Source organism: Streptomyces sp. Tue6028, from assembly GCF_002300165.1.
GTDB classification, from domain to species: Bacteria; Actinomycetota; Actinomycetes; order Streptomycetales; family Streptomycetaceae; genus Streptomyces; species Streptomyces siamensis.
Window position 1 is genome coordinate 12866 of the sequence record NZ_MLCE01000003.1, and the last position, 19178, is coordinate 32043.

The window sequence follows — 19178 nt, forward strand, 5'->3', positions numbered from 1 at the left end:
TCACAGCCGAAGCGCCGTCGGGGTCTGGCCACCTACGGGCCGCCGCATCACACGGTCGACGCCCGGCCAGGGAGCCACCGCGCCACCCCGCTCCGGCAGCGGCACCCGCACCCGCACCCGTCTACATCGGCGCAGTCAATGTACGTACCAGGCAAGGAGACTCCGTGCTCGACGTCGATTTCTTCCGCCGTTGGATGACGGCGACCGCCGTGTCGGTGGACCGCGAGGCGCAGCGGCTCACCGACCTGGACTCCCCGATCGGTGACGCCGACCACGGCAGCAATCTCCAGCGCGGGTTCAACTCCGTGAGAGCCGCACTGGAGAAGGAGGCGCCGGCCACGCCCGGCGCCGTCCTCGTACTCGCGGGACGGCAGCTCATCTCGACGGTCGGCGGAGCCAGCGGGCCGCTGTACGGCAGTCTGCTGCGCAAGACCGGCAAGGAGCTGGGGGACGCCGCCGAGGTCACCGAGGAGCAGCTGGCCCTGGCGTTGCGGGCCGGCGTCGACGCGGTCATGGCGCTGGGCGGCGCCTCGCCCGGCGACAAGACCATGATCGACGCGCTGGTGCCGGCGGTCGACGCGCTCTCCGAGTCGTTCGCCGCGGCGAAGGCCGCCGCCGACGAGGGCGCGGTCGCGACCACACCCTTGCAGGCACGCAAGGGCCGGGCGAGCTATCTGGGCGAGCGCAGCATCGGGCACCAGGACCCGGGCGCCACGTCCTCGGCACTGCTGATCGGGGCACTCGTGGAGGCGGCCGGTGAGTGACACGACGGAGAAGCTCGTAGGCATCGTGCTGGTCTCCCACAGCGCGGCCGTCGCCGCGTCCGTCGCCGAGCTGGCGAAGGGGCTCGCGGGCGGCGGCACGACCGCTCCCGTCGCCCCTGCCGGCGGCACCCCCGACGGGGGTCTCGGCACGAGTGCGGAACTGATCGCCGCCGCTGCCGCCGCCGTGGACCAAGGCGCGGGGATCGCCGTCCTCACCGACCTCGGCAGTGCGGTCCTCACCGTCAAGGCCCTGCTCGCCGAGGGCGACGAGCTCCCCGACGGGGCGCGTCTCGTCGACGCCCCCTTCGTCGAGGGCGCGGTCGCCGCGGTCGTCACGGCGTCGGCGGGCGCGGATCTGGACGCGGTCGAGGCGGCTGCCGCGGAGGCGTACAGCTACCGGAAGACCTGAGCGGCGGAATCGTCGCACGCTCGGTCCTGACCGCCCGGTGCTCCGGCCGTCGGCGACCGCCCGTCAGGGACGGCGTGGCCACGCCGGTCCAGGCGGCGGCCGACGACACGGGCCCACCCGCCCCGGAAGCCTGGTGGGCATCTGACGGTGCGTCCACTCGGACACCGCCGGGCGGGGCCGGACTGGGCAGGGGAGATACGCTCGGGCGCCGTGCGGCCGGGCGGCCGGAGCCGACCCCGGCTCGGGCCGCCCGGCCGCTCTCGCCGGCGCGGGATCAGCGACGACAGCGGTCCGCGCCGTGGACATGAACTCCGTTGGGACAAGCGTGAGTTCACGCCGCGTCAGGGATCAGCATACGTACCGCGCGACCGCCCGACGAACGGCGACCCTCCCTCTTGAAGCGACCACGCCAACCGTTGTCTTATAGGTACAGACCAATCCCGTCGAGGGAGGGCAGTGCCGTGCGACGCGTTCCCCTTGCGTTGATGTGCGGACCGCTGTGCGGTTCGCTGCTCGTCCTGACGTCCTGCGCCTGGGGCGGGGGCGACCAGAACCCGGGCGAACGGCTGCCCTCGGCGCCCCTGGGGGTCACCGCCGCGGCGGGCAGCGCCACCAGCGTGCACGTCATGTGGAACGTGGCGTCCGCCGACCCGAAGATCACCCGCTACGAGATCTATCGCGGCACCACGAAGGTCGAGGAGGTCTCCGGCGCCGAGCACATGGTGGACGTCTCCAGACTCGAACCTGCCACCACGTACGTCTTCACGGTCCGGGCGCGGAACGCCGCCGGGGACGCGGGGCCGCCCAGCAAGCCGGTGCGCGCCACCACGCCGGCCCAGGCAGCGGCCGACGGCACGGCCCCCACCCGCCCCGGCACGCCGCACGGCAAGGCGGTCGGGAGCCGGGCGGTGCAGCTGTCCTGGGAGCGGTCGACGGACGACCGGGGCGTGACCTCGTACGACGTCTACCAGGGCACCTCGAAGATCCACAGCGTCGGGGGCGGGCAGACGGCGACCGTGGTCACCGGGCTGAGGCCGGGCACGCACTACCGCTTCACGGTGCGGGCGCGCGACGCGGCGGACAACCTCTCCGCCCCCAGCGCGACGGTCCCGGTCACCACCGCGCGGGGTGCCGCCGACAACAGGGGCACGGCCCCGACGGACTTCCGCGCCGCGACGCACCGCGCGGACGGCGCCTACTACATCGACCTGTCGTGGGTCCCGCCCGAGGTGGACGGCGTGATCACGGAGTATCAGATCCACCTCGACGGGGCTCCGGTGACCTCGCTGGTGTGGGGCGGCACCCCGCCCAGCGGGAGGTCGACGTACAGCTTCTACGTGGGCCGGGAGGCCGGGGTCGCGCACCGGGTGCGGATCCGGGCGAAGCTGCCGGACGGGACCTGGGGCGGCCTGTCGGCGGAACGCTCGGTGACGACCGGCTCCACGGACCAGGAGACGAACTGATCCAGGGGCCGGGAGACGAACTGACCCACGGGGCCGGGAGTCGACCGGAACGGGACCCGGCCCCTGAGGGAGCTGAGTGATAGGTACGACCTAGGCTTGCCCGCATGGCCCATAGGGAACCCAATGTCGCGGCACAGCTCGATCTCTCCCTGCTGCGCACCTTCCTCGCGGTGCACCGGAGCGGGTCCTTCACGGCGGCCGGGCGGCTGCTCGGCCTGTCCCAGCCGACCGTGACGACACAGATGCGGTCCCTGGAGGAGCAGCTCGGCAGAGAACTGTTCGAGCGGCGGCCGCGGGGTGTGGTGCCCACGTCGGTGGCGGACGAACTGGCCGCCCAGGTGGCGGCCCCGCTGGACGCGCTGGCGGCGGTCGCGGACCGCGGCGGCCTCGGTGCGGACCAGCCGCCGGACCCCGTCCATGTGGCGGGCCCCGCCGAACTGCTGTGCGTGAGGGCGCTGCCGGCGCTGGCACCGCTCACCCGGCAGGGCGTCCGGCTCCGGATCAGCACTGGCCTCACCGACGAACTCCTGGAAGGCCTGCGCGGTGGCCGCTTCGACCTGGTGATCGCCACGATCCGGCCACGTGGGCGGACCCTGACGTCCGTTCCTCTGATGGACGAGGAGTTCGTGCTCGTGGCCGCCCCCGCCTGGGCCGAGCGGATCGGCCCGGAACGGGTCGCGGCGGAGGGACCCGCCGCGCTCCACGGGGTGCCCCTGGTGACGTACGCGGAGGACCTGCCCATCGCCCGCCGCTACTGGCGGCACGTCTTCGGGACGCGGCTGACCGGGCAGGCCGCGATCACGGTGCCCGATCTGCGTGGCGTCCTCGCCGCGGTCGTCGCCGGCGCGGGGATCTCCGTGCTCCCCCGCTATCTGTGCCTCGACGAGCTGGCCACCGGCGCCCTGGTCCCGCTGCTGACCCCCGAGGACCCGCCGATCAACACCGGATATCTCACCCAGCGGCCCGGCGCCTCGGACAATCCGCACGTGGCCCTCGTCCGCGAGCGGCTGCTCCAGGCCGGCCGCACCTGGTGACGACCGGCCGGCCCACGCCGCGGAACGGACGGTCCGCCCGCGCGTGAGGAGCCACCGGCCGTCCGCGGTACGCGAGTCAGGAGCAACCGCCCGTCCGCGGAACGCGCGTGACGAGCCCCGGGCCGTCCGCCGGACGCGCGTGACGGGCCACCCGGCGTCCGCCGGACGAAGGAATTGTTCACCTGCCCGGTCCCCGTCCGCATGCGGGTCGGGCCAGGTACACGTTGGCTCGCCCTGAGGCAGCACGGGCCTTTCCAATCCTCGGCGGCGCATGGGATGTACCGCCAACCGTGCCGCTGGAGGGCAGTTCCTATGCGTAAGACTCAGATATTTCTCCGTTCCGGCCTGACCGTGGCCGCCGCCGCTGCGCTTCCGCTCACCCTGGCCGCCCCGTCGGCCGTCGCGCGGGCGTCCGGGATCTCCGTGAGTACCAGCGGCAGCGCCGTCACGGTCACCACGAGTGCCTGCCCCAGCAACGGCAGCAGCTTCGGCATCGCCTCGCTGCTCTCCAGCGGGCAGGCGAACTTCGCCCAGGGGCGCCAGATGCCGCTGACCGGCACCAGCACCAGCCAGTCGGCGTCCTGGACCGGGGTGAGCCCCGGTACCTACACCGTCATCGTGGTGTGCCAGAGCGGGTCGACCGCGGGCACCCAGTCCATCATCGTCTCGGCCCCCTCCACGCCCACGATTTCCGCGACGAGCTCGGCCGCACCGTCGCGAGGCGTCATGGGCGGTTTCGGCGGAGCCGTCGAGGACTACGGGACGATCACCGTCGTGGGCGGCGCCGCACTGGTCGCCACCGGCAGTGTGGCGGCGGCCTGGTTCCTGCGTCGCCGGTCCAAGCCTCACCGCCTCTGATCCCGGGCCCCGGCCCCCCGGTGCCCTGGACCCCGATGCCGGGGCCCGCCTCACCCGCGGCCGTCCAACCGACCGGGTCGGCACTAAGGACGGCCGCCCACTCGACCGGCTCGGCGCCACGGACGGCCGCCCACTCGACCGGGTCGGCGCCACGGACGGCCGCCCACTCGACCGGGCCGACACCACGGACGGCCGCCGGCCATCCTCTCCGGGCGCCCGCTCCGGTCCCCCGCCCGCGGGGCGTCTACTCCCCCGGCGTCTCGTCGCGCGCGCTGTCCGCGCGTCCCGCGTCCGCCCCGGACGCACCCTCGCGTGCGGCGCCTTCGAGTGCCTGCGGTCCGGCCCCGGACGGCCGGTCGCCGAACTGCTCGAACTCCTCCAGCGCGTGGGCGAGCCACTGCGTCCAGAACGTCTCCAGGTCGATGCCGGCGCGCAGCACGAGATGGCGCAGCCGGTCCTGCGTGGCGTCCTTGCCCGGCGGGAAGTCCCGCTGCTGGATCTCCTCGTACTCGGCCAACTGCCTGCGGTGCAGTTCGAGATGGCGGCGCAGGTCCGCCTCGACACCTTCGGTGCCGACGACGGCCGAGGCGCGCAGCCGCAGCAGCAGCGTGTCGCGCAGCGGCTTCGGGTCCTGGGCGGCCGCGGTCCAGCGGGCGAGTTCGGCGCGGCCCGCCGGGAGCACTTCGTAGCTCTTCTTCTGTCCTCGGGCGGGATGTTCGGAGGGCAGCGCGCGGATGTAGCCCTCCGCCTCCAGCTTGCCCAGCTCGCGATAGATCTGCTGATGCGTCGCCGACCAGAAGTAGCCGATCGACTTGTCGAACCGCCGGGTCAGCTCAAGGCCCGACGACGGCTTCTCCAGCAGGGCGGTGAGGATCGCGTGCGGCAGTGACATGGGCCTCATCCTAGGGAGGGCCGCCGCCGGGTCGGTCCCGGGACGGCCCTCGTGCCTTCGGTGCCTACAGGGCCGCCGCCAGCTCGGTGCCCTGCTTGATCGCGCGCTTGGCGTCCAGCTCGGCGGCCACGTCGGCGCCGCCGATGAGGTGCACGCTGCGGCCGGCGGCGAGCAGCTCCTCGTAGAGGTCACGGCGCGGTTCCTGACCGGTGCACAGCACGATGGTGTCGACCTCCAGGACCTGGCTGTCGCCGTCGACGGTGACGTGCAGTCCGGCGTCGTCGATGCGGTCGTACTGGACGCCCGGAACCATCGTGACGCCGCGGTGCTTGAGTTCGGCGCGGTGGATCCAGCCGGTGGTCTTGCCGAGGCCGGCGCCGACCTTGGTGGTCTTGCGCTGGAGGAGGTGCACGGTGCGCGGCGGGGCGGGGCGCTCCGGCGCGGCGAGGCCGCCAGGTGTCCCGTAGGACATGTCGACGCCCCAGTTGCGGAAGTACGTCTCGGGGTCCTCGCTCGCCTTGTCGCCGCTGTCGGTCAGGTACTCGGCCACGTCGAACCCGATGCCGCCGGCGCCGAGGACGGCGACACGCTCGCCGACCGCGGCTCCGTCGCGCAGGACGTCGAGGTAGCCGACGACACTGGGGTGGTCGACGCCGGGGATCTCCGGGATACGGGGGCTGACGCCCGTGGCGACGACGACCTCGTCGTATCCGTCCAGCCCGTCGGCGGTGACGGGGGTGTTCAACCGGACGTCCACACCGTGCAGTTCGAGCTGGTGACGGAAGTAGCGGATCGTCTCGTCGAACTCCTGCTTGCCGGGGACCTTGCGGGCCACGTTGAGCTGTCCGCCGATCTCGTGGGCGGCGTCGAAGAGGGTGACCTCGTGGCCGCGCTCGGCCGCGTTGACCGCGCAGGCGAGTCCGGCGGGCCCGGCACCGACCACGGCGACGCGCTTGCGCAGCCGGGTGGGCGCGAGGACGAGCTCGGTCTCGTGGCAGGCACGCGGGTTGACCAGGCAGGAAGTGATCTTGCCGCTGAAGGTGTGGTCGAGGCAGGCCTGGTTGCAGCCGATGCAGGTGTTGATGGCCTCCGGCCGCCCGTCCCGCGCCTTGGCGACGAAGTCCGGGTCGGCGAGCATCGGGCGGGCGAGGGACACCATGTCGGCGTGCCCCTCGGCGAGCAACTGCTCGGCCAGTTCGGGGGTGTTGATGCGGTTGGTGGTGACCAGCGGGACCGACACGGCGCCCATGACCTTCTTGGTCACCCAGGCGTACGCGCCGCGCGGCACCGACGTCGCGATGGTGGGGATCCGGGCCTCGTGCCAGCCGATGCCGGTGTTGATGATCGTGGCTCCGGCGGCCTCGATCGCCTTGGCGAGCGTGATGACCTCGTCGAGGGAGGAGCCGCCGGGCACCAGGTCGAGCATCGACAGCCGGTAGATGATGATGAAGTCCTCGCCGACGGCTTCCCGCACACGGCGGACGATCTCGACGGGGAACCGCATCCGGTTCTCGTACGAACCGCCCCAGCGGTCCTCGCGCCGGTTGGTGCCGGCGGCGATGAACTCGTTGATGAGGTAGCCCTCGGAGCCCATGATCTCGACACCGTCGTATCCGGCGCGCCGGGCGAGCCGGGCGGCGCGCGCGTAGTCGTCGATGGTCTGCTCGACCTCGGCGTCGGTGAGCGCGTGCGGCGGGAAGGGGCTGATCGGCGCCTGGAGGGCGCTCGGCGCGACGAGGTCCTGGTGGTAGGCGTACCGGCCGAAGTGCAGGATCTGCATCGCGATCCTGCCGCCCTCGCGGTGCACCGCCGCGGTGATCTCGGCGTGCTGGTCGGCCTCCGCCTCGGTGGTGAGCTTGGCGCCGCCCTCGTACGGCCGACCGGCGTCGTTCGGCGCGATGCCGCCGGTCACGATCAGCCCGACACCGCCGCGGGCCCGCTCGGCGTAGAACTCCGCCATCCGCTCGAAACCGCGCTCGGCCTCCTCCAGGCCCACGTGCATGGAGCCCATGAGCACACGGTTGGGCAGGGTGGTGAAGCCCAGGTCGAGCGGGTTCAGCAGGTGCGGGTAACGGCTCATCGGGCGGCCCTCCGGAAACGGTGTGGTGAGTCTGTTGTAGAGGACGCGCCACGCCTTTTGCAACTAGTTGCACAATGAGGAGGGTCACTCGGCCGGGCCCGCTCCGGCCGACATCGATCACTCGACCGGGCCCGCTCCGGCCGACACGGAAACGCATCGGCCGGACACGGCACCGCCCGCTCCTCAGTGCCGGAAGCCGATCACGACGTGGGCGTACATCTCCTCGCTCACGGCGAGCCGGGCTTCGAGGCCGGCGCGCGTGAAGGCCTCGACGGCGGACCGTGCCTGGCGTTCGCTCGTCTCGACCAGCAGGCAACCGCCGGGGGCCAGCCAGGAGGAGGCGTCGCCGGCGACACGGCGCACGAGGTCCAGCCCGTCCGCTCCCCCGTCGAGCGCGACCAGGGGTTCGTGGTCGCGGGCCTCCGAGGGCAGCAGACCGACCTCCTCGGAGGGGACGTAGGGCACGTTCGCGGCCAGGACGTCCACGCGGCCGCGCAACGCCTCGGGCAGGGCCGCGAACAGGTCGCCCTCGTGGACCCGGCCGGAGTAGGGGGCCACGTTGCGCCGGGCACAGCGCACCGCGGCCGGGTCGATGTCGGCGGCGTGCAGTTCCGGTGCGCCGAGAGCGGCGGCCAGGGCGGCACCCACCGCGCCCGAACCGCAGCACAGGTCGACCACGACCCGTGCGCCGGGCGCGAGGGCGACGGCCCGGTCGACGAGGAACTCGGTGCGGCGGCGCGGTACGAAGACGCCGGGCTCCACATGGACGCGCAGTCCGTGGAACCGGGCCCAGCCGACGACGTGTTCGAGGGGCAGTCCCGCGACGCGGCGGTCCACCATCACGGCGACCTCGTCGGGGGTGCGCGCCGTGGAGAGGATCAACTCCGCCTCGTCCTCGGCGAACACGCAGCCGGCGGAGCGGAGCGCGGACACGACGGAGTCGACGGAATCAGGGGAGAGAGGGGGCATGAAGCCGAGAGCCTTCCGATGAGTCGAAGGGCGCTCTCGCGGTCACCTATCGCCGGTGAGCCGCGCTGCCTCGAGGTGAGAGCACCCGACCTGTCACTGCGGTGATGGGTCCCACCTCCTCGGCAACTCATCGGCTGTGGCGGTCCGCAGCCGGGACCGCCACCCTAGCAGGACCGCTCACACGGCGACCGACTCCTCCAGCTCCTCCTCCGCCGCTTGCCCGTCGGCCGTGTTCGCCGTCTCCCGGGCGCGCTCGGGCGCGGGTCGGGCGGCCGGCTTCTGCGGTACGGCCGCACGGGCGCGGGCGCGCTCGACGGCGCCGGCGACCATCGTGACGCCCAGTCCGACCACCAGCCAGGCGACCAGCGTGCCCACGTCGCCGGACAGACCGTCGTGGTCGAAGTAGAGGAGACTGCGGACGCCCTCGACGAATCCGGCTCCGTTCCAGAAGGCGTGCAGGGCGCCGAAGAAGCCGTTCTGGAGCTCGGGCCGGAACAGGCCGCCGGAACTGGTGAAGTTGAGCATCACGAACAGCACCATCATCGCGAGCGTGGTCCACCGCTTGAGGAAGGTGTGCAGCCCGACGCCGATGAACAGGATGCCGGCGGAGTAGAGCCAGCTCATCGCCCACACGCTCGCGAGGTCGTGGTGGGCGAGGTGGAAGACGGGCCCGGCGAGCGCCGCGCCGATGACGCCGACGACGCCGGACACGCCCACCGCCAGCAGTGCCCGTGTCCGCATGGGCAGACCGGCGCCGGCGGCGCCGAGCGCGGCGACGGAGGCGTACGAGCCGATGCTGATCGCGATCAGCAGGAAGAACAGGCCCTGGCCGGTGGGGTCGTCGTCGACCGGCGCGGCGACGTCGGTGACCTTCAGAGGCTTGCCCTGGTGCGCGGCGACGGGCCTGAAGACCTTCTCGACGGCCATGGCACCCATGTCGGACGCGGCGGTGGCGACGACCACCTCGGGGGACTTGGCGCTCGGCACGTAGGCGCCGGTGATGGCGCGGGACTTGAGGAGATGCACCGCATCGGACCGGCTCGCGACGGTCCGGACGTCGAGCGCGTCCCCCGCCGTGTCCTTGACCGTCTGGGCGAAGACCTTCGCCTCGGGACCGCTGCCGACGACGGCGACGGGCAGGTGGTGCGGCTCCGGTGTCACGAACGCACCCATGTAGGCCAGGCCCATGCCGAGGCACATCAGCAGCGGGGTGACCAGGTGCGTGAGCACATGGCGCAGGGCCGGGGAACGCAGACCGGTGGCCACGAGCCTCATCCTCCATTGGTTGGCATATACAACTCTCTATCAAGTTGTACTATACAACCAGAAGAGTGGAGGGAGGTGCCGTGAAGGCATCCGAGAGGTCCGATGAGACCGTTGTCACCCCCGGCACACCCGCGGTCGACGCGGCCGTCGAGACCATCCAGCGCGAGATGACCGCCTTCGCGCGGCGGGCGCGGGCCTCGGCGGGACGCATGCACCCCGAGCTGTCCCTCGTCTCCTACACCCTGCTCGGTCACCTGGAGGAGAGCGGGGGCTGCCGCGCCACGGACCTGGCCTCGCACTACGCGCTGGACAAGTCCACCGTGAGCCGCCAGGTGGGCGCCCTGGAGCGCGACGGACTCATCGAGCGGCGGGTCGACCCCGAGGACCACCGCGTCCAGGTCCTGCACCTCACGGACGCGGGCCGCGACGTCCTCGCCCAGGTCACCCGCAGCCGGCGCGGCGCGTTCCGCGAGCGGCTCGCCGGCTGGTCCGAGGACGACCTCGCGCGCTTCGCGTCCTATCTGCTGCGCTACAACGCGGCGGCCGTCGAGCAGGCACCGCGGCCCGGACGGCCCGCCGGGGGCTGACCCCGGGACGGGCCGGGTGCCTCACGCACGTGCGTGGCACCGCCACACACGTACGTCGCACCGCCACGTCGGCGGGTCAGCCGACCCCTACGGGCCGTTCGTCCCCCAGGCGCTCGGGCGCGCGGGCCGCCAGGAAGCGCGTGGTGCGGCGCAAGCGGAAGCCGAGCGACTCGTAGAGCCGGATGGCGTTGGTGTTGCCCGCCGCGGTGTGCAGGAACGGCGTCTCGCCGCGCTCGCGGATGCCGTGCGCGACCGCCAGGATCAGCCGCGTGGCGAGGCCCTCGCCCCGGAAGGCGGGGTCGGTGCACACCGCGCTGATCTCGGTCCAGCCCGGCGGATGGAGCCGCTCCCCCGCCATCGCGATCAGCGCCCCGTCACGGCGGATCCCCAGATAGGTGCCCAGTTCGACGGTACGCGGCAGGAAGGGGCCGGGCCGGGTACGGGCGACCAGGTCCAGCATCTCGGGCACGTCGGCATGACCGAGCCGTACGGATTCGGCGTCCGGTGCCGCCGCGATCCCGTCGTCGACCAGCTGGACGCCGCCGATGTCGAACGTCACCTCCCAGCCGTCCGGGAGCCGCCCCGTGAAGCCCGCCAGCGGGGCTTCGGCTCCGGGGCCCGCCAGTGCGGCCAGGTCCGCCCAGTCGTCGGCGTCCGGCTCGTCGGGCAGCGCCAGCCACGGCGACACGTCCACGGGATAGCGCAGGACGCGCCCGCGACGCTCCGCGAAGTGCGCGTGCGGGCCGGTCAGCGAGCCGAGGGCGGGGTTGTCGAGGGGGTGCGCGGCGGGTTCCGGTCTGCCGGCCGGGTGCGGGAGCGCATCGTGGTCACCGGCCGCGCGCAGCGCGGGCTCGCGGTCCTTCGGGGGGCGCGTGCTCATGCCGACACCTCGATCACGATCTTGCCGCGGGTGTGGCCTTCCTCGATGGTGCGCAGGGCCTCCCCGGCCCGGTCGAGCGGCACGGTGAGCGTGACGAAGGGCCGCAGCCGTCCCTCGACGACGAGCCGCGCCACCTCGTCGAGCACGGCGGCGGTACGGGCCCGCTCGACGGGTGCGCCGCCGAGCCGGGCGACCGTCGGCCGGTCGGCGCCGGTGATCAGCTTCGTTCGGTCCGCCAGCAGCGTCGCCTCGGCCTCCAGGACCTCTCCCCCGACCAGGTCGAAGACGGCGTCCACGCCGTCCGGCGCCGCCGCGCGCACCCGTGCGGCGAGGTCGGGCCCCGACGCCACGTGCGCGGCCCCGAGCGACTCCATCAGGTCCCTCTTGGCCTCGGCGGCCACGCCGACCGCGTGCAGTCCGAAGGCGCGCGCGATCTGCAGGGCCGCCACGCCGACCCCGCCGCCCGCGCCGGTGACGAGTACGGTCGCGCCCGCGGGCAGGGCGAGCTGGCGGAGGCCGTCGTAGGCGGTCGCGGCCGCGACGGGCAGCGTCGCCGCGTCCGGGAACGACACCGCGGCGGGCTTGTGCGCCGTGACGGCGACGGGAAGCAGGGTGTACTCGGCGTATCCGCCCGCCACCGGGCTGCCGAAGACCTCGTCCCCGACGGCGAACCCGGTCACGTCCGCGCCGATCTCCAGGACGACCCCGGCGACCTCGTTGCCGAACACCACGGGCAGTTCGCGGTCGGCCTCGCCCGGGCGCCGGTACCCCGAGCGCTGCTTCCAGTCGACGGGGTTCACCCCCGCCGTGCGCACCGCGACGAGGACCTGGCCGGGCCCGGGACTCGGACGGTCCCGCTCCACCAGCGCCTCCGTCTCCGGGCCGCCGTATCGCGTGAAGACGTACGCCTTGGGCATCTGCTCCCTCACTCTCCCTCGCTGTCACCGGTCGTGGCGGCCGGACACCGGGTGTAGTTGTACAGGCCACCGGACTCGGCTCCAGCAGCAAGGAGGAACCCGGCGCGGCTATTCCCGGGCCCGCGGAGAGTTCATGCGCCCGCAATGAACGGCGGCCCGCCGTGGCCCACGGCACCGCCCACGGCCACGTACGGTTGAATGCGTAACCATTGAGCACGTGTCCGCATCGCGCACACGTGCGTACCGATCACGCTCGACCCGCGGGCCGTCCCGGACGGCCTGGAGGCACCAGCCGCATGAATGTCACCCGAGGCTTCACCGGACGCCCGCGCGTCCACAACGCCGGGCTGCCGCCCGGCCAGTACGACGCGGGCGACGACTGGCCCGTACTCTCCGCCGAGGTCACCCCGGACCTGTCCCCCGCCGACTGGAGCTTCCGGATCGACGGCCTGGTGGCCGAGCCGCGCTCGTGGAACTGGGACGAGGCGCACGCGCTGCCGGCCTCGGCGTACGAGGGCGACATCCACTGCGTGACGAGCTGGTCCAAGTTCGGGGTGCGCTTCGGCGGTGTGTCCCTGGACGCGTTCCTGGCGGCCGTGCGCCCGGACCCGGCCGCCACCCACGCGGTCGCGTACGCGCACACCGGGTACACCGCGAACCTTCCGCTCGCCGACCTCACCGGCGGCCGCGCCTGGATCGTCTGGGAGTACGAGGGGCGGCCGCTCCCGGCCGAGCACGGCGGACCCGCGCGGCTGATCGTGCCGCACCTGTACTTCTGGAAGAGCGCCAAGTGGATCGAGGGGCTGCGGATCCTCGACCACGACGAGCCGGGCTTCTGGGAGCAGAACGGCTATCACGCACGCGGCAACCCCTGGGAAGAGCAGCGCTACTCCGGTGACTGAGACGACGACCGTGCCCTTCGTGCCCCCGACGCGCTTCGCCGTGCCCGGCCGCATCGCCGTGAGCGAGAGCGCCGCGGCGGCGTGGCAGACGGCCACGCTGACCGAGATCCGCCGGGAGACGGCACACGCCTCCACGTTCCGGTTCGCCGTGCCGCACTGGGCGGGGCACCTGCCCGGACAGCATCTGCTGCTGCGTCTGACGGCCGGGGACGGGTACGTGGCACAGCGCCACTACTCCCTCGCGTCACCACCCGACGACGAAGGCCACATCGAGCTGACCCTCGATCACGTCGACGGCGGCGAGGTCTCCGGCTGGTTCCACACCGTGGCCGCACCCGGTGACCAGGTGGAGGTACGCGGCCCGCTGAGCGGCTTCTTCGCCTGGCCCGGCGACCGGCCCGCGCTGCTGATCGGCGCCGGTTCGGGCGTTGTCCCCCTGATGTCGATGCTGCGGCACCACCGTGCGCGCGGGCTCGACGTACCGTTGCGGCTGCTCGTCTCCGCACGCGGTCCCGAAGAGCTCATCTACGCGGACGAGTTCGGCGCCGAGACCACGCCGGTCTTCACGCGCCGCGCGCCGGAGGGCCTACCGGTGGGCCGGATGACGGCCGCACAGGTGGCCCCGCTCCTGGACGAACGGCCGCCCGGTGGCTGGGAGGCCTACGTGTGCGGCTCCAACGCCTTCGCGGAGCACGCCTCGCGATTGCTGGTGGAGGCGGGCCAGCCGGTGGACCGCATCCGCATCGAGCGGTTCGGCTGAGGCCGGGCGCCTCGTCCTTGGCGGGCGGTTCGGCTGAGACCGGCTCTTCCTTGACGGGCGGTTCGGCCGAGGCCTGGCGCCGGTGCTCGGCGGGCGATTCGGCCGGGGCCGTCGCGTCAAGGATCGAGCCGTTCGGCCGAGCCCGTCCGCGTGACGCCGGGCGGCGCGCGGCGGGCTCTGGCGGCCCCCTGACCGCACACGTACGGTGTGATCATCCGCTCCTTCGATGCCAAAGGCGGTCCTCCATGGCCCTGTTCGACCTCCCTCTTGACGAACTCCGCGACTATCGCAGCTCGTCCACCGAGCCCGAGGACTTCGACGCCTTCTGGGCCAAGACGCTCCAGGAGGCCCGCGAGTACGATCTCGCCGCCCGGTTCGAACCGTTCGCGACCCCCCTGAAGACCGTCGACACCTACGACGTCACGTTCGCCGGCTTCGGCGGGCACCCGGTCAAGGGCTGGCTGACGGTGCCCGCCGGAGCGGACGCGCCGCTGCCCACGGTCGTCGAGTACATCGGGTACGGCGGCGGACGCGGACTCGCGCACACCCATCTGCTGTGGGCCTCGGCGGGCTTCGCGCACTTCGTGATGGACACGCGCGGCCAGGCCAGTGCGTGGGGCGGCGGCGAGACCCCGGACCCGGTGGGCAGCGCTCCCGCGTTCCCGGGCTTCATGACGCGCGGGGTCGAGGACCCCGAGACCTACTACTACCGGCGGCTGTTCACGGACGCGGTGCGCGCCGTGGAGGCGGCGCGCTCGCACCCGCTGGTCGACGCGGCCCGCACCGCGGCCCTCGGCGGCAGCCAGGGCGGTGGCATCACCATCGCGGTGGGCGGCCTGGTGCCGGATCTGGCCGCGATCGCGCCCGACGTGCCGTTCCTGTGCGACTTCCCGCGCGCCACCGTGCTCACCGACCGCGCCCCCTACCGCGAGATCGGCAACTACCTCAAGACCCACCGCGGCCGCACCGATCAGGTGCTGCGCACGCTCTCGTACTTCGACGGTGTGCACTTCGCCGCGCGCGGACGGGTGCCGGCCCTGTTCTCGGCGGCGTTGGAGGACCAGACCTGCCCGCCGTCGACGGTGTTCGCGGCGTACAACGCCTGGGCGCACGAGGGGAAGAAGATCGAGGTGTACGACTTCAACGACCACGAAGGCGGCGGACCCTACCAGCAGGCGGCCCAGTTGCACTGGCTGCCCGCACACGTCTGAGGGCCGCGATGGACACGGCGCGGGCGGCGCGGCACTTCGTCCGGGTGTGGGAGCGGGCCTGGGCGGACCACGACGTCGACGCGATCCTGGAGCTGTACGCGGCGGACTGCGTCCACCGGTCGATGCCCTTCCGCGAACCGCACCGGGGGCGGGACGAACTCGCCGCGTATGTGCGGTGGTCCTTCGCGGCCGAGCGCACGATCGATGTTCGGTTCTCCGAACCGGTCGTCGGACAGGACGGTCTCGCGGTGGCCGAGTTCCGCGTCCTCGCCGAGGAGGACGGGCAGCCGACGACACTGGCGGGCTGCGTCTTCGTGCGCTTCGGCGCGGACGGGCTGGCCGTGGAGACACGTGACTACTGGCACACGCTGGAGGGCCATCAGGAACCGGCCGGTTCGCGCTTCCTGACCTAGGGGGTGTCGTGCGGACCGGCCCGGGTGCGCTGGACCCGGGCCGGGAGCACCTGGTGGGGCGCCGGGCCTGTCGGCGGGGCGCCCGCCCTCCGGGGTGGATCCGGCCACCACACTTCCCTCCAGTCCGACCAGTCGGTACGTTCAGGCGGACCCGGGGTTCGTCCGGGGACGCCCGCGCTCGCACGACGGAGGTCCCATGTCCCAGCACCCGTCCGACGTCCAAGACGTCCAAGGCCACTGCGACGAGCGATTCGCGGCGGTCCGCACCGCGTTCGAGGAGAACTTCCGCGACCGCGAGGAGCTGGGCGCGGCCGTGGCGGTCACGCTGCACGGGGAGACGGTCGTCGACCTGTGGGGCGGCTGGGCCGACGCGGCGCGCACCCGGCCCTGGGAACAGGACACCCTGGTGAACGTGTGGTCGACGTCGAAGGGGCCGACGGCCCTGTGCGCCCACATTCTGGCCGACCGGGGGCTGCTCGACTTCGACGCCCCCGTGGCCGAGTACTGGCCGGAGTTCGCGGCGGCCGGCAAGGAGAACGTCCTGGTACGACATCTGCTGTCGCACCGGGCGGGACTGTCCGGACTGCGTGAGCCGCACTCGTTCGCCCAGCTCTGCGACTGGGAGTTGACCGTGCAGCGGCTGGCCGCTCAGGAGCCCTGGTGGGAGCCGGGAACGCGGTCCGGCTATCACGCGCTCACCTTCGGCCATCTGGTCGGCGAGGTGGTGCGGCGGGTCTCGGGGCTGCTGCCGGGCGCGTTCCTGGAGCACGAGGTGACCGGCCCGCTCGGCATCGACTTCACCATCGGGCTGCCGGAGAAGGACGCGGAGCGGGCGGCCGAGCTGGTGCACCCGCCGGCCGCCACGACCAGCGAACAGGCCGCCGTCTTCGCCCAGTTGGCGCCCGCCGCACTGGCCGCGCTGACCAATCCGGCGGTCGGCGCCGGGGAAGCCAACACCGCCCGGTGGCGGGCGGCCGAGATCCCCGCGGCCAACGGCCACGGAACGGCGCGCGCGGTCGCCGCGCTGTACGGGATCTTCGCCGGCCGGGGTACGTACGGCTCCCGGAAGCTGCTGTCGCCGGGGGCCGCCGAGCGGGTGCGCGAAGGGCAGGGCAGCTGCCGCGACCTCGTCCTCGGTGCCGGGTTCGAGAACGAGACGGAGATCGGGCTCGGGCTGTGGCTGAGCGGTGCCAACGGCTCGTACGGGCCCAACCCGAGGGCTTTCGGTCATGACGGGTTCGGCGGCTCCTGCGGTCTCGCCGACCCGGAGACGGGGGTGTCCCTGGGGTACGTCATGAACCGCATGGGCCCGCACATCGCCGACGACCCAAGGAAGACGGCGCTCGTCGACGCGCTGTACAGCACGCTCTGAGAGGGTCCACGCCCGCCGGGGAGCGCGGACTGAAATCGGCCGAACTGCCCGGCTGCTCTTTCCTGGTGGTTTAGACCAATGCTAGATGTGGTGGCGCAATGAGCCCGCACGGCTACGCCTTGTCACCACGCAGGAGGCGCGGACATGGCCCGCACCACCCAGTCAACCGACCACGAGCCGCTCTACGCCAGGATCGCCACGCAGTTGCTCGGCGAGCTGCGCGACGGAACCGTGGCACCCGGTGAACGTCTCCCGGCAGAAAGGGAGTTGGCCGCACGATTCGGCGTGAGCCGCGAGACGGTGCGGCAGGCGCTGCAGCTGCTGCGCCGCGAGGGCACGGTCTCCACGGACCGGCGCGGCAGCCACGCCACGCTGCCCGGCACCACCGCCGAGCACGTCCCCTCCCTGGACTTCCCGGTCGGGGCGCTCAGCCCCGAACCGCCCACGCTCCAGCGGACCACCGTGACCTGGGAGACACCCCCGCCGGAACACGCGGAGGCCCTCGGCCTCGCTCCGCGCCGGCCGACCCTCGTCCACCGCTACGAGTCGACCGCGGCGGACGGCACGGGGCTGCGGACGGCCGTGACGTCCTTCTCCGCGGTGGCGGTCACCGAGGTCGAGGAGCTGGCCCGCTACCGGGACCGCGCCGACGGCACCGCGTCGGCCCAACTGCGCAGGGCCTACGACTGGATGCGCAAGGCGGGGCTGACCCTGCACCACCGGGACGCGATCACCCGCCTCCCCGAGTCCGTCAGGGTCACCCGTCGCGTGCACGACCAGTACGACCGCCCACTGGAGATCACCGACCTCGTCGTCGACGCCCGGCAGGACGCCCTGGTGTACGAGTTCACGCTCCCGGCGGCCGGCTGACCGTACCGGGACGCCGGCCGGGCTACGCGAGGAGGACCGGCCTCCGCCGGCACTGCGCCCCGGTGCGGAACCCGAGGACACGGCCGGGGGGCCGGCCGGGGCCGCGACCTGGTCGGATCGGTGTCCGGTACCCGATGACAGTCACGTGACCGATCCCAGGAGCGCCGATCACGTCTAGCGTCGACGACGTGACCACCAACGACGCACAACGGACCGATCGGGCCGACGGCGCGGACCGCCTTCCGGTCGGCTTCCCGTCGTCGGCCACTCCTGCGGCGGCCCCCTCAAGACCGGTACCGAGAACCCCGACGGCGGCCCGCCGCTGATCGTCCCGGGCGGGAGGACCACGCGGTGCCGTGGCCCACATCGCCCGTCCCTCGCACAAGAAGCCGCCGCACAACCCCTGCGCCTCCGAGATCACCGAGATCAAGGACCGGGGCATGCGCTGACCATCGACCACGGCCGGCCGGAAGCAGCCGACACGGGGCCGGACTTCGTCCGCCGTTCCGTGTGACCGGCCGCGCGCGACCGCCGGCCGTACGGCGCCCGCACGCCACTTCGCACCACCACGCGCACCGCGCACCACCATTCGAAAGGGAACACTCATGAGCACGTTCACGACGTCCGACGGCACCGACATCTTCTACAAGGACTGGGGCAGCGGGCAGCCCGTCGTCTTCAGCCACGGCTGGCCGCTGAACGCGGACGCGTGGGACGGGCAGATGCGGCTCGTCGCGGAGAACGGCTTCCGCGCCGTCGCCCACGACCGCCGCGGACACGGCCGCTCCGCGCAGCCGTGGCAGGGCAACCACATGGACCAGTACGCCGACGACCTGGCCGAACTGATCGAGAAGCTGGACCTCACCGACGTGATCCTGGTGGGGCACTCGACCGGCGGCGGCGAGGTCGCCCGCTACATCGGCCGGCACGGCAGCGCGCGGGTGGCCAAGGCGGTGCTGCTGGGCGCCGTTCCGCCGCTGATGCTGAAGACGGACGCGAACCCGGAGGGCACGCCCCTCGACGCCTTCGACGGGATCAGGGCCGGTGTGGCGGCGGACCGTTCGCAGTTCTACCAGGAGCTGAGCGTGCCGTTCTTCGGCGCCAACCGTGAGGGTTCGGCCGTGTCGCAGGGCAAGCGCGACGAGTTCTGGCTGCAGAGCATGCAGGCCGGTCTGAAGGCGGCGTACGACTGCATCCGGCAGTTCTCCGAGACCGACTTCACCGAGGACCTGGCCCGCATCGACGTGCCGACGCTCGTCGCGCACGGCGACGACGACCAGATCGTGCCGATCGCGGCCGCCGCGCTGAAGACGGCCGAGCTGGTCAAGGACGCGACGCTCAAGGTGTACCCGGGCGCACCGCACGGCCTGGTGGGCGAGTTCGAGCAGGCCTTCAACGCCGACCTGCTGGAATTCATCCGTAGCTGACCGGACAGGGGCTGCCGTGACGGCAGCGCCCCGGGGCCCGGCTTCCCCTACGGCGGGCCGGGTTTCCGGATCGGGTGCGGCATGCCCGGGTCCCCGTTTCGGGG

19 protein-coding genes are annotated in these 19178 nt (G+C 72.9%); 13 read left to right on the top strand and 6 right to left on the bottom strand.

Translation table 11 applies throughout. The features are described from left to right. Nucleotides 1-164: 164 nt before the first annotated feature. The 5 genes from dhaL to BKI49_RS01985 all read left to right on the top strand — a co-directional run bounded on the left by dhaL (nt 165) and on the right by BKI49_RS01985 (nt 4528). Entirely contained in the window at nt 165-764 is a 600-nt protein-coding gene (dhaL, locus tag BKI49_RS01965) for a dihydroxyacetone kinase subunit DhaL (RefSeq protein ID WP_095932420.1), read from the top strand. After that, nucleotides 757-1173: a PTS-dependent dihydroxyacetone kinase phosphotransferase subunit DhaM gene (locus BKI49_RS01970; protein WP_095932421.1), complete on the top strand. Its 417-nt coding sequence runs from the start codon at nt 757-759 to the stop codon at nt 1171-1173. The genes dhaL and BKI49_RS01970 overlap by 8 nt, the downstream gene beginning before the upstream one ends. Nucleotides 1174-1634: 461 nt before the next feature. Then, nucleotides 1635-2636 carry a fibronectin type III domain-containing protein gene (locus tag BKI49_RS01975; RefSeq protein ID WP_095932422.1) on the top strand — a complete coding sequence of 334 codons (1002 nt, stop codon included), beginning with the start codon at nt 1635-1637 and terminating at the stop codon, nt 2634-2636. A gap of 104 nt (nt 2637-2740) precedes the next feature. Next, nucleotides 2741-3670, top strand: a complete 930-nt coding sequence (locus BKI49_RS01980) for a LysR family transcriptional regulator (protein WP_095932423.1) — start codon at nt 2741-2743, stop codon at nt 3668-3670. A 312-nt stretch (nt 3671-3982) separates the two neighbouring features. Then, nucleotides 3983-4528, top strand: a complete 546-nt coding sequence (locus tag BKI49_RS01985) for a hypothetical protein (RefSeq protein ID WP_095932424.1) — start codon at nt 3983-3985, stop codon at nt 4526-4528. Nucleotides 4529-4772: 244 nt separating this feature from the next. Here BKI49_RS01985 and BKI49_RS01990 read toward each other — a convergent pair whose 3' ends face one another. The 4 genes from BKI49_RS01990 to BKI49_RS02005 all read right to left on the bottom strand — a co-directional run bounded on the left by BKI49_RS01990 (nt 4773) and on the right by BKI49_RS02005 (nt 9723). Beyond that, entirely contained in the window at nt 4773-5420 is a 648-nt protein-coding gene (locus tag BKI49_RS01990; RefSeq protein ID WP_257004578.1) for a PadR family transcriptional regulator, read from the bottom strand. A 64-nt stretch (nt 5421-5484) separates the two neighbouring features. Then, nucleotides 5485-7500 (bottom strand): NADPH-dependent 2,4-dienoyl-CoA reductase, encoded by a 2016-nt coding sequence (locus tag BKI49_RS01995; protein ID WP_095932425.1) that lies wholly within the window; start codon nt 7498-7500, stop codon nt 5485-5487. Between the two features lie 183 nt (nt 7501-7683). Next, complete coding sequence (locus BKI49_RS02000; protein ID WP_095932426.1) at nt 7684-8469, bottom strand: putative protein N(5)-glutamine methyltransferase; 786 nt, start codon at nt 8467-8469, stop codon at nt 7684-7686. A 177-nt stretch (nt 8470-8646) separates the two neighbouring features. Beyond that, on the bottom strand, nt 8647-9723 hold the full coding sequence (locus BKI49_RS02005) for an ABC-2 transporter permease (protein ID WP_257004591.1): 1077 nt from the start codon (nt 9721-9723) through the stop codon (nt 8647-8649). A gap of 179 nt (nt 9724-9902) precedes the next feature. On the opposite strand from BKI49_RS02005, the gene BKI49_RS02010 reads away from it, so the two are divergent. Continuing rightward, the gene (locus tag BKI49_RS02010; RefSeq protein ID WP_179332313.1) at nt 9903-10322 is read left to right on the top strand and encodes a MarR family winged helix-turn-helix transcriptional regulator; all 420 of its coding nucleotides are present in this window, start codon (nt 9903-9905) and stop codon (nt 10320-10322) included. 76 nt (nt 10323-10398) lie between these two features. Here BKI49_RS02010 and BKI49_RS02015 read toward each other — a convergent pair whose 3' ends face one another. Together BKI49_RS02015 and BKI49_RS02020 are read right to left on the bottom strand one after the other, a co-directional pair. Beyond that, on the bottom strand, nt 10399-11202 hold the full coding sequence (locus BKI49_RS02015) for a GNAT family N-acetyltransferase (RefSeq protein WP_095932429.1): 804 nt from the start codon (nt 11200-11202) through the stop codon (nt 10399-10401). Then, on the bottom strand, nt 11199-12119 hold the full coding sequence (locus BKI49_RS02020; protein WP_095932430.1) for an NADP-dependent oxidoreductase: 921 nt from the start codon (nt 12117-12119) through the stop codon (nt 11199-11201). Before BKI49_RS02020 ends, BKI49_RS02015 begins: the two co-directional genes overlap by 4 nt. A gap of 296 nt (nt 12120-12415) precedes the next feature. On the opposite strand from BKI49_RS02020, the gene BKI49_RS02025 reads away from it, so the two are divergent. From BKI49_RS02025 to BKI49_RS02055, 7 genes are all read left to right on the top strand, one after another. Then, on the top strand, nt 12416-13021 hold the full coding sequence (locus BKI49_RS02025) for a sulfite oxidase-like oxidoreductase (RefSeq protein WP_095932431.1): 606 nt from the start codon (nt 12416-12418) through the stop codon (nt 13019-13021). Continuing rightward, nucleotides 13014-13781, top strand: a complete 768-nt coding sequence (locus BKI49_RS02030; RefSeq protein WP_095932432.1) for a ferredoxin reductase — start codon at nt 13014-13016, stop codon at nt 13779-13781. The genes BKI49_RS02025 and BKI49_RS02030 overlap by 8 nt, the downstream gene beginning before the upstream one ends. A 245-nt stretch (nt 13782-14026) precedes the next feature. Further along, complete coding sequence (locus BKI49_RS02035) at nt 14027-14992, top strand: acetylxylan esterase (protein WP_095932433.1); 966 nt, start codon at nt 14027-14029, stop codon at nt 14990-14992. 8 nt (nt 14993-15000) lie between these two features. Further along, nucleotides 15001-15405, top strand: a complete 405-nt coding sequence (locus BKI49_RS02040; protein WP_095932434.1) for a nuclear transport factor 2 family protein — start codon at nt 15001-15003, stop codon at nt 15403-15405. A gap of 196 nt (nt 15406-15601) precedes the next feature. After that, on the top strand, nt 15602-16777 hold the full coding sequence (locus tag BKI49_RS02045) for a serine hydrolase domain-containing protein (protein WP_095932435.1): 1176 nt from the start codon (nt 15602-15604) through the stop codon (nt 16775-16777). Between the two features lie 144 nt (nt 16778-16921). Beyond that, nucleotides 16922-17647: a GntR family transcriptional regulator gene (locus tag BKI49_RS02050; protein WP_095932436.1), complete on the top strand. Its 726-nt coding sequence runs from the start codon at nt 16922-16924 to the stop codon at nt 17645-17647. 605 nt (nt 17648-18252) lie between these two features. Beyond that, the gene (locus BKI49_RS02055; RefSeq protein ID WP_095932437.1) at nt 18253-19074 is read left to right on the top strand and encodes an alpha/beta fold hydrolase; all 822 of its coding nucleotides are present in this window, start codon (nt 18253-18255) and stop codon (nt 19072-19074) included. Nucleotides 19075-19178 lie beyond the last annotated feature (104 nt).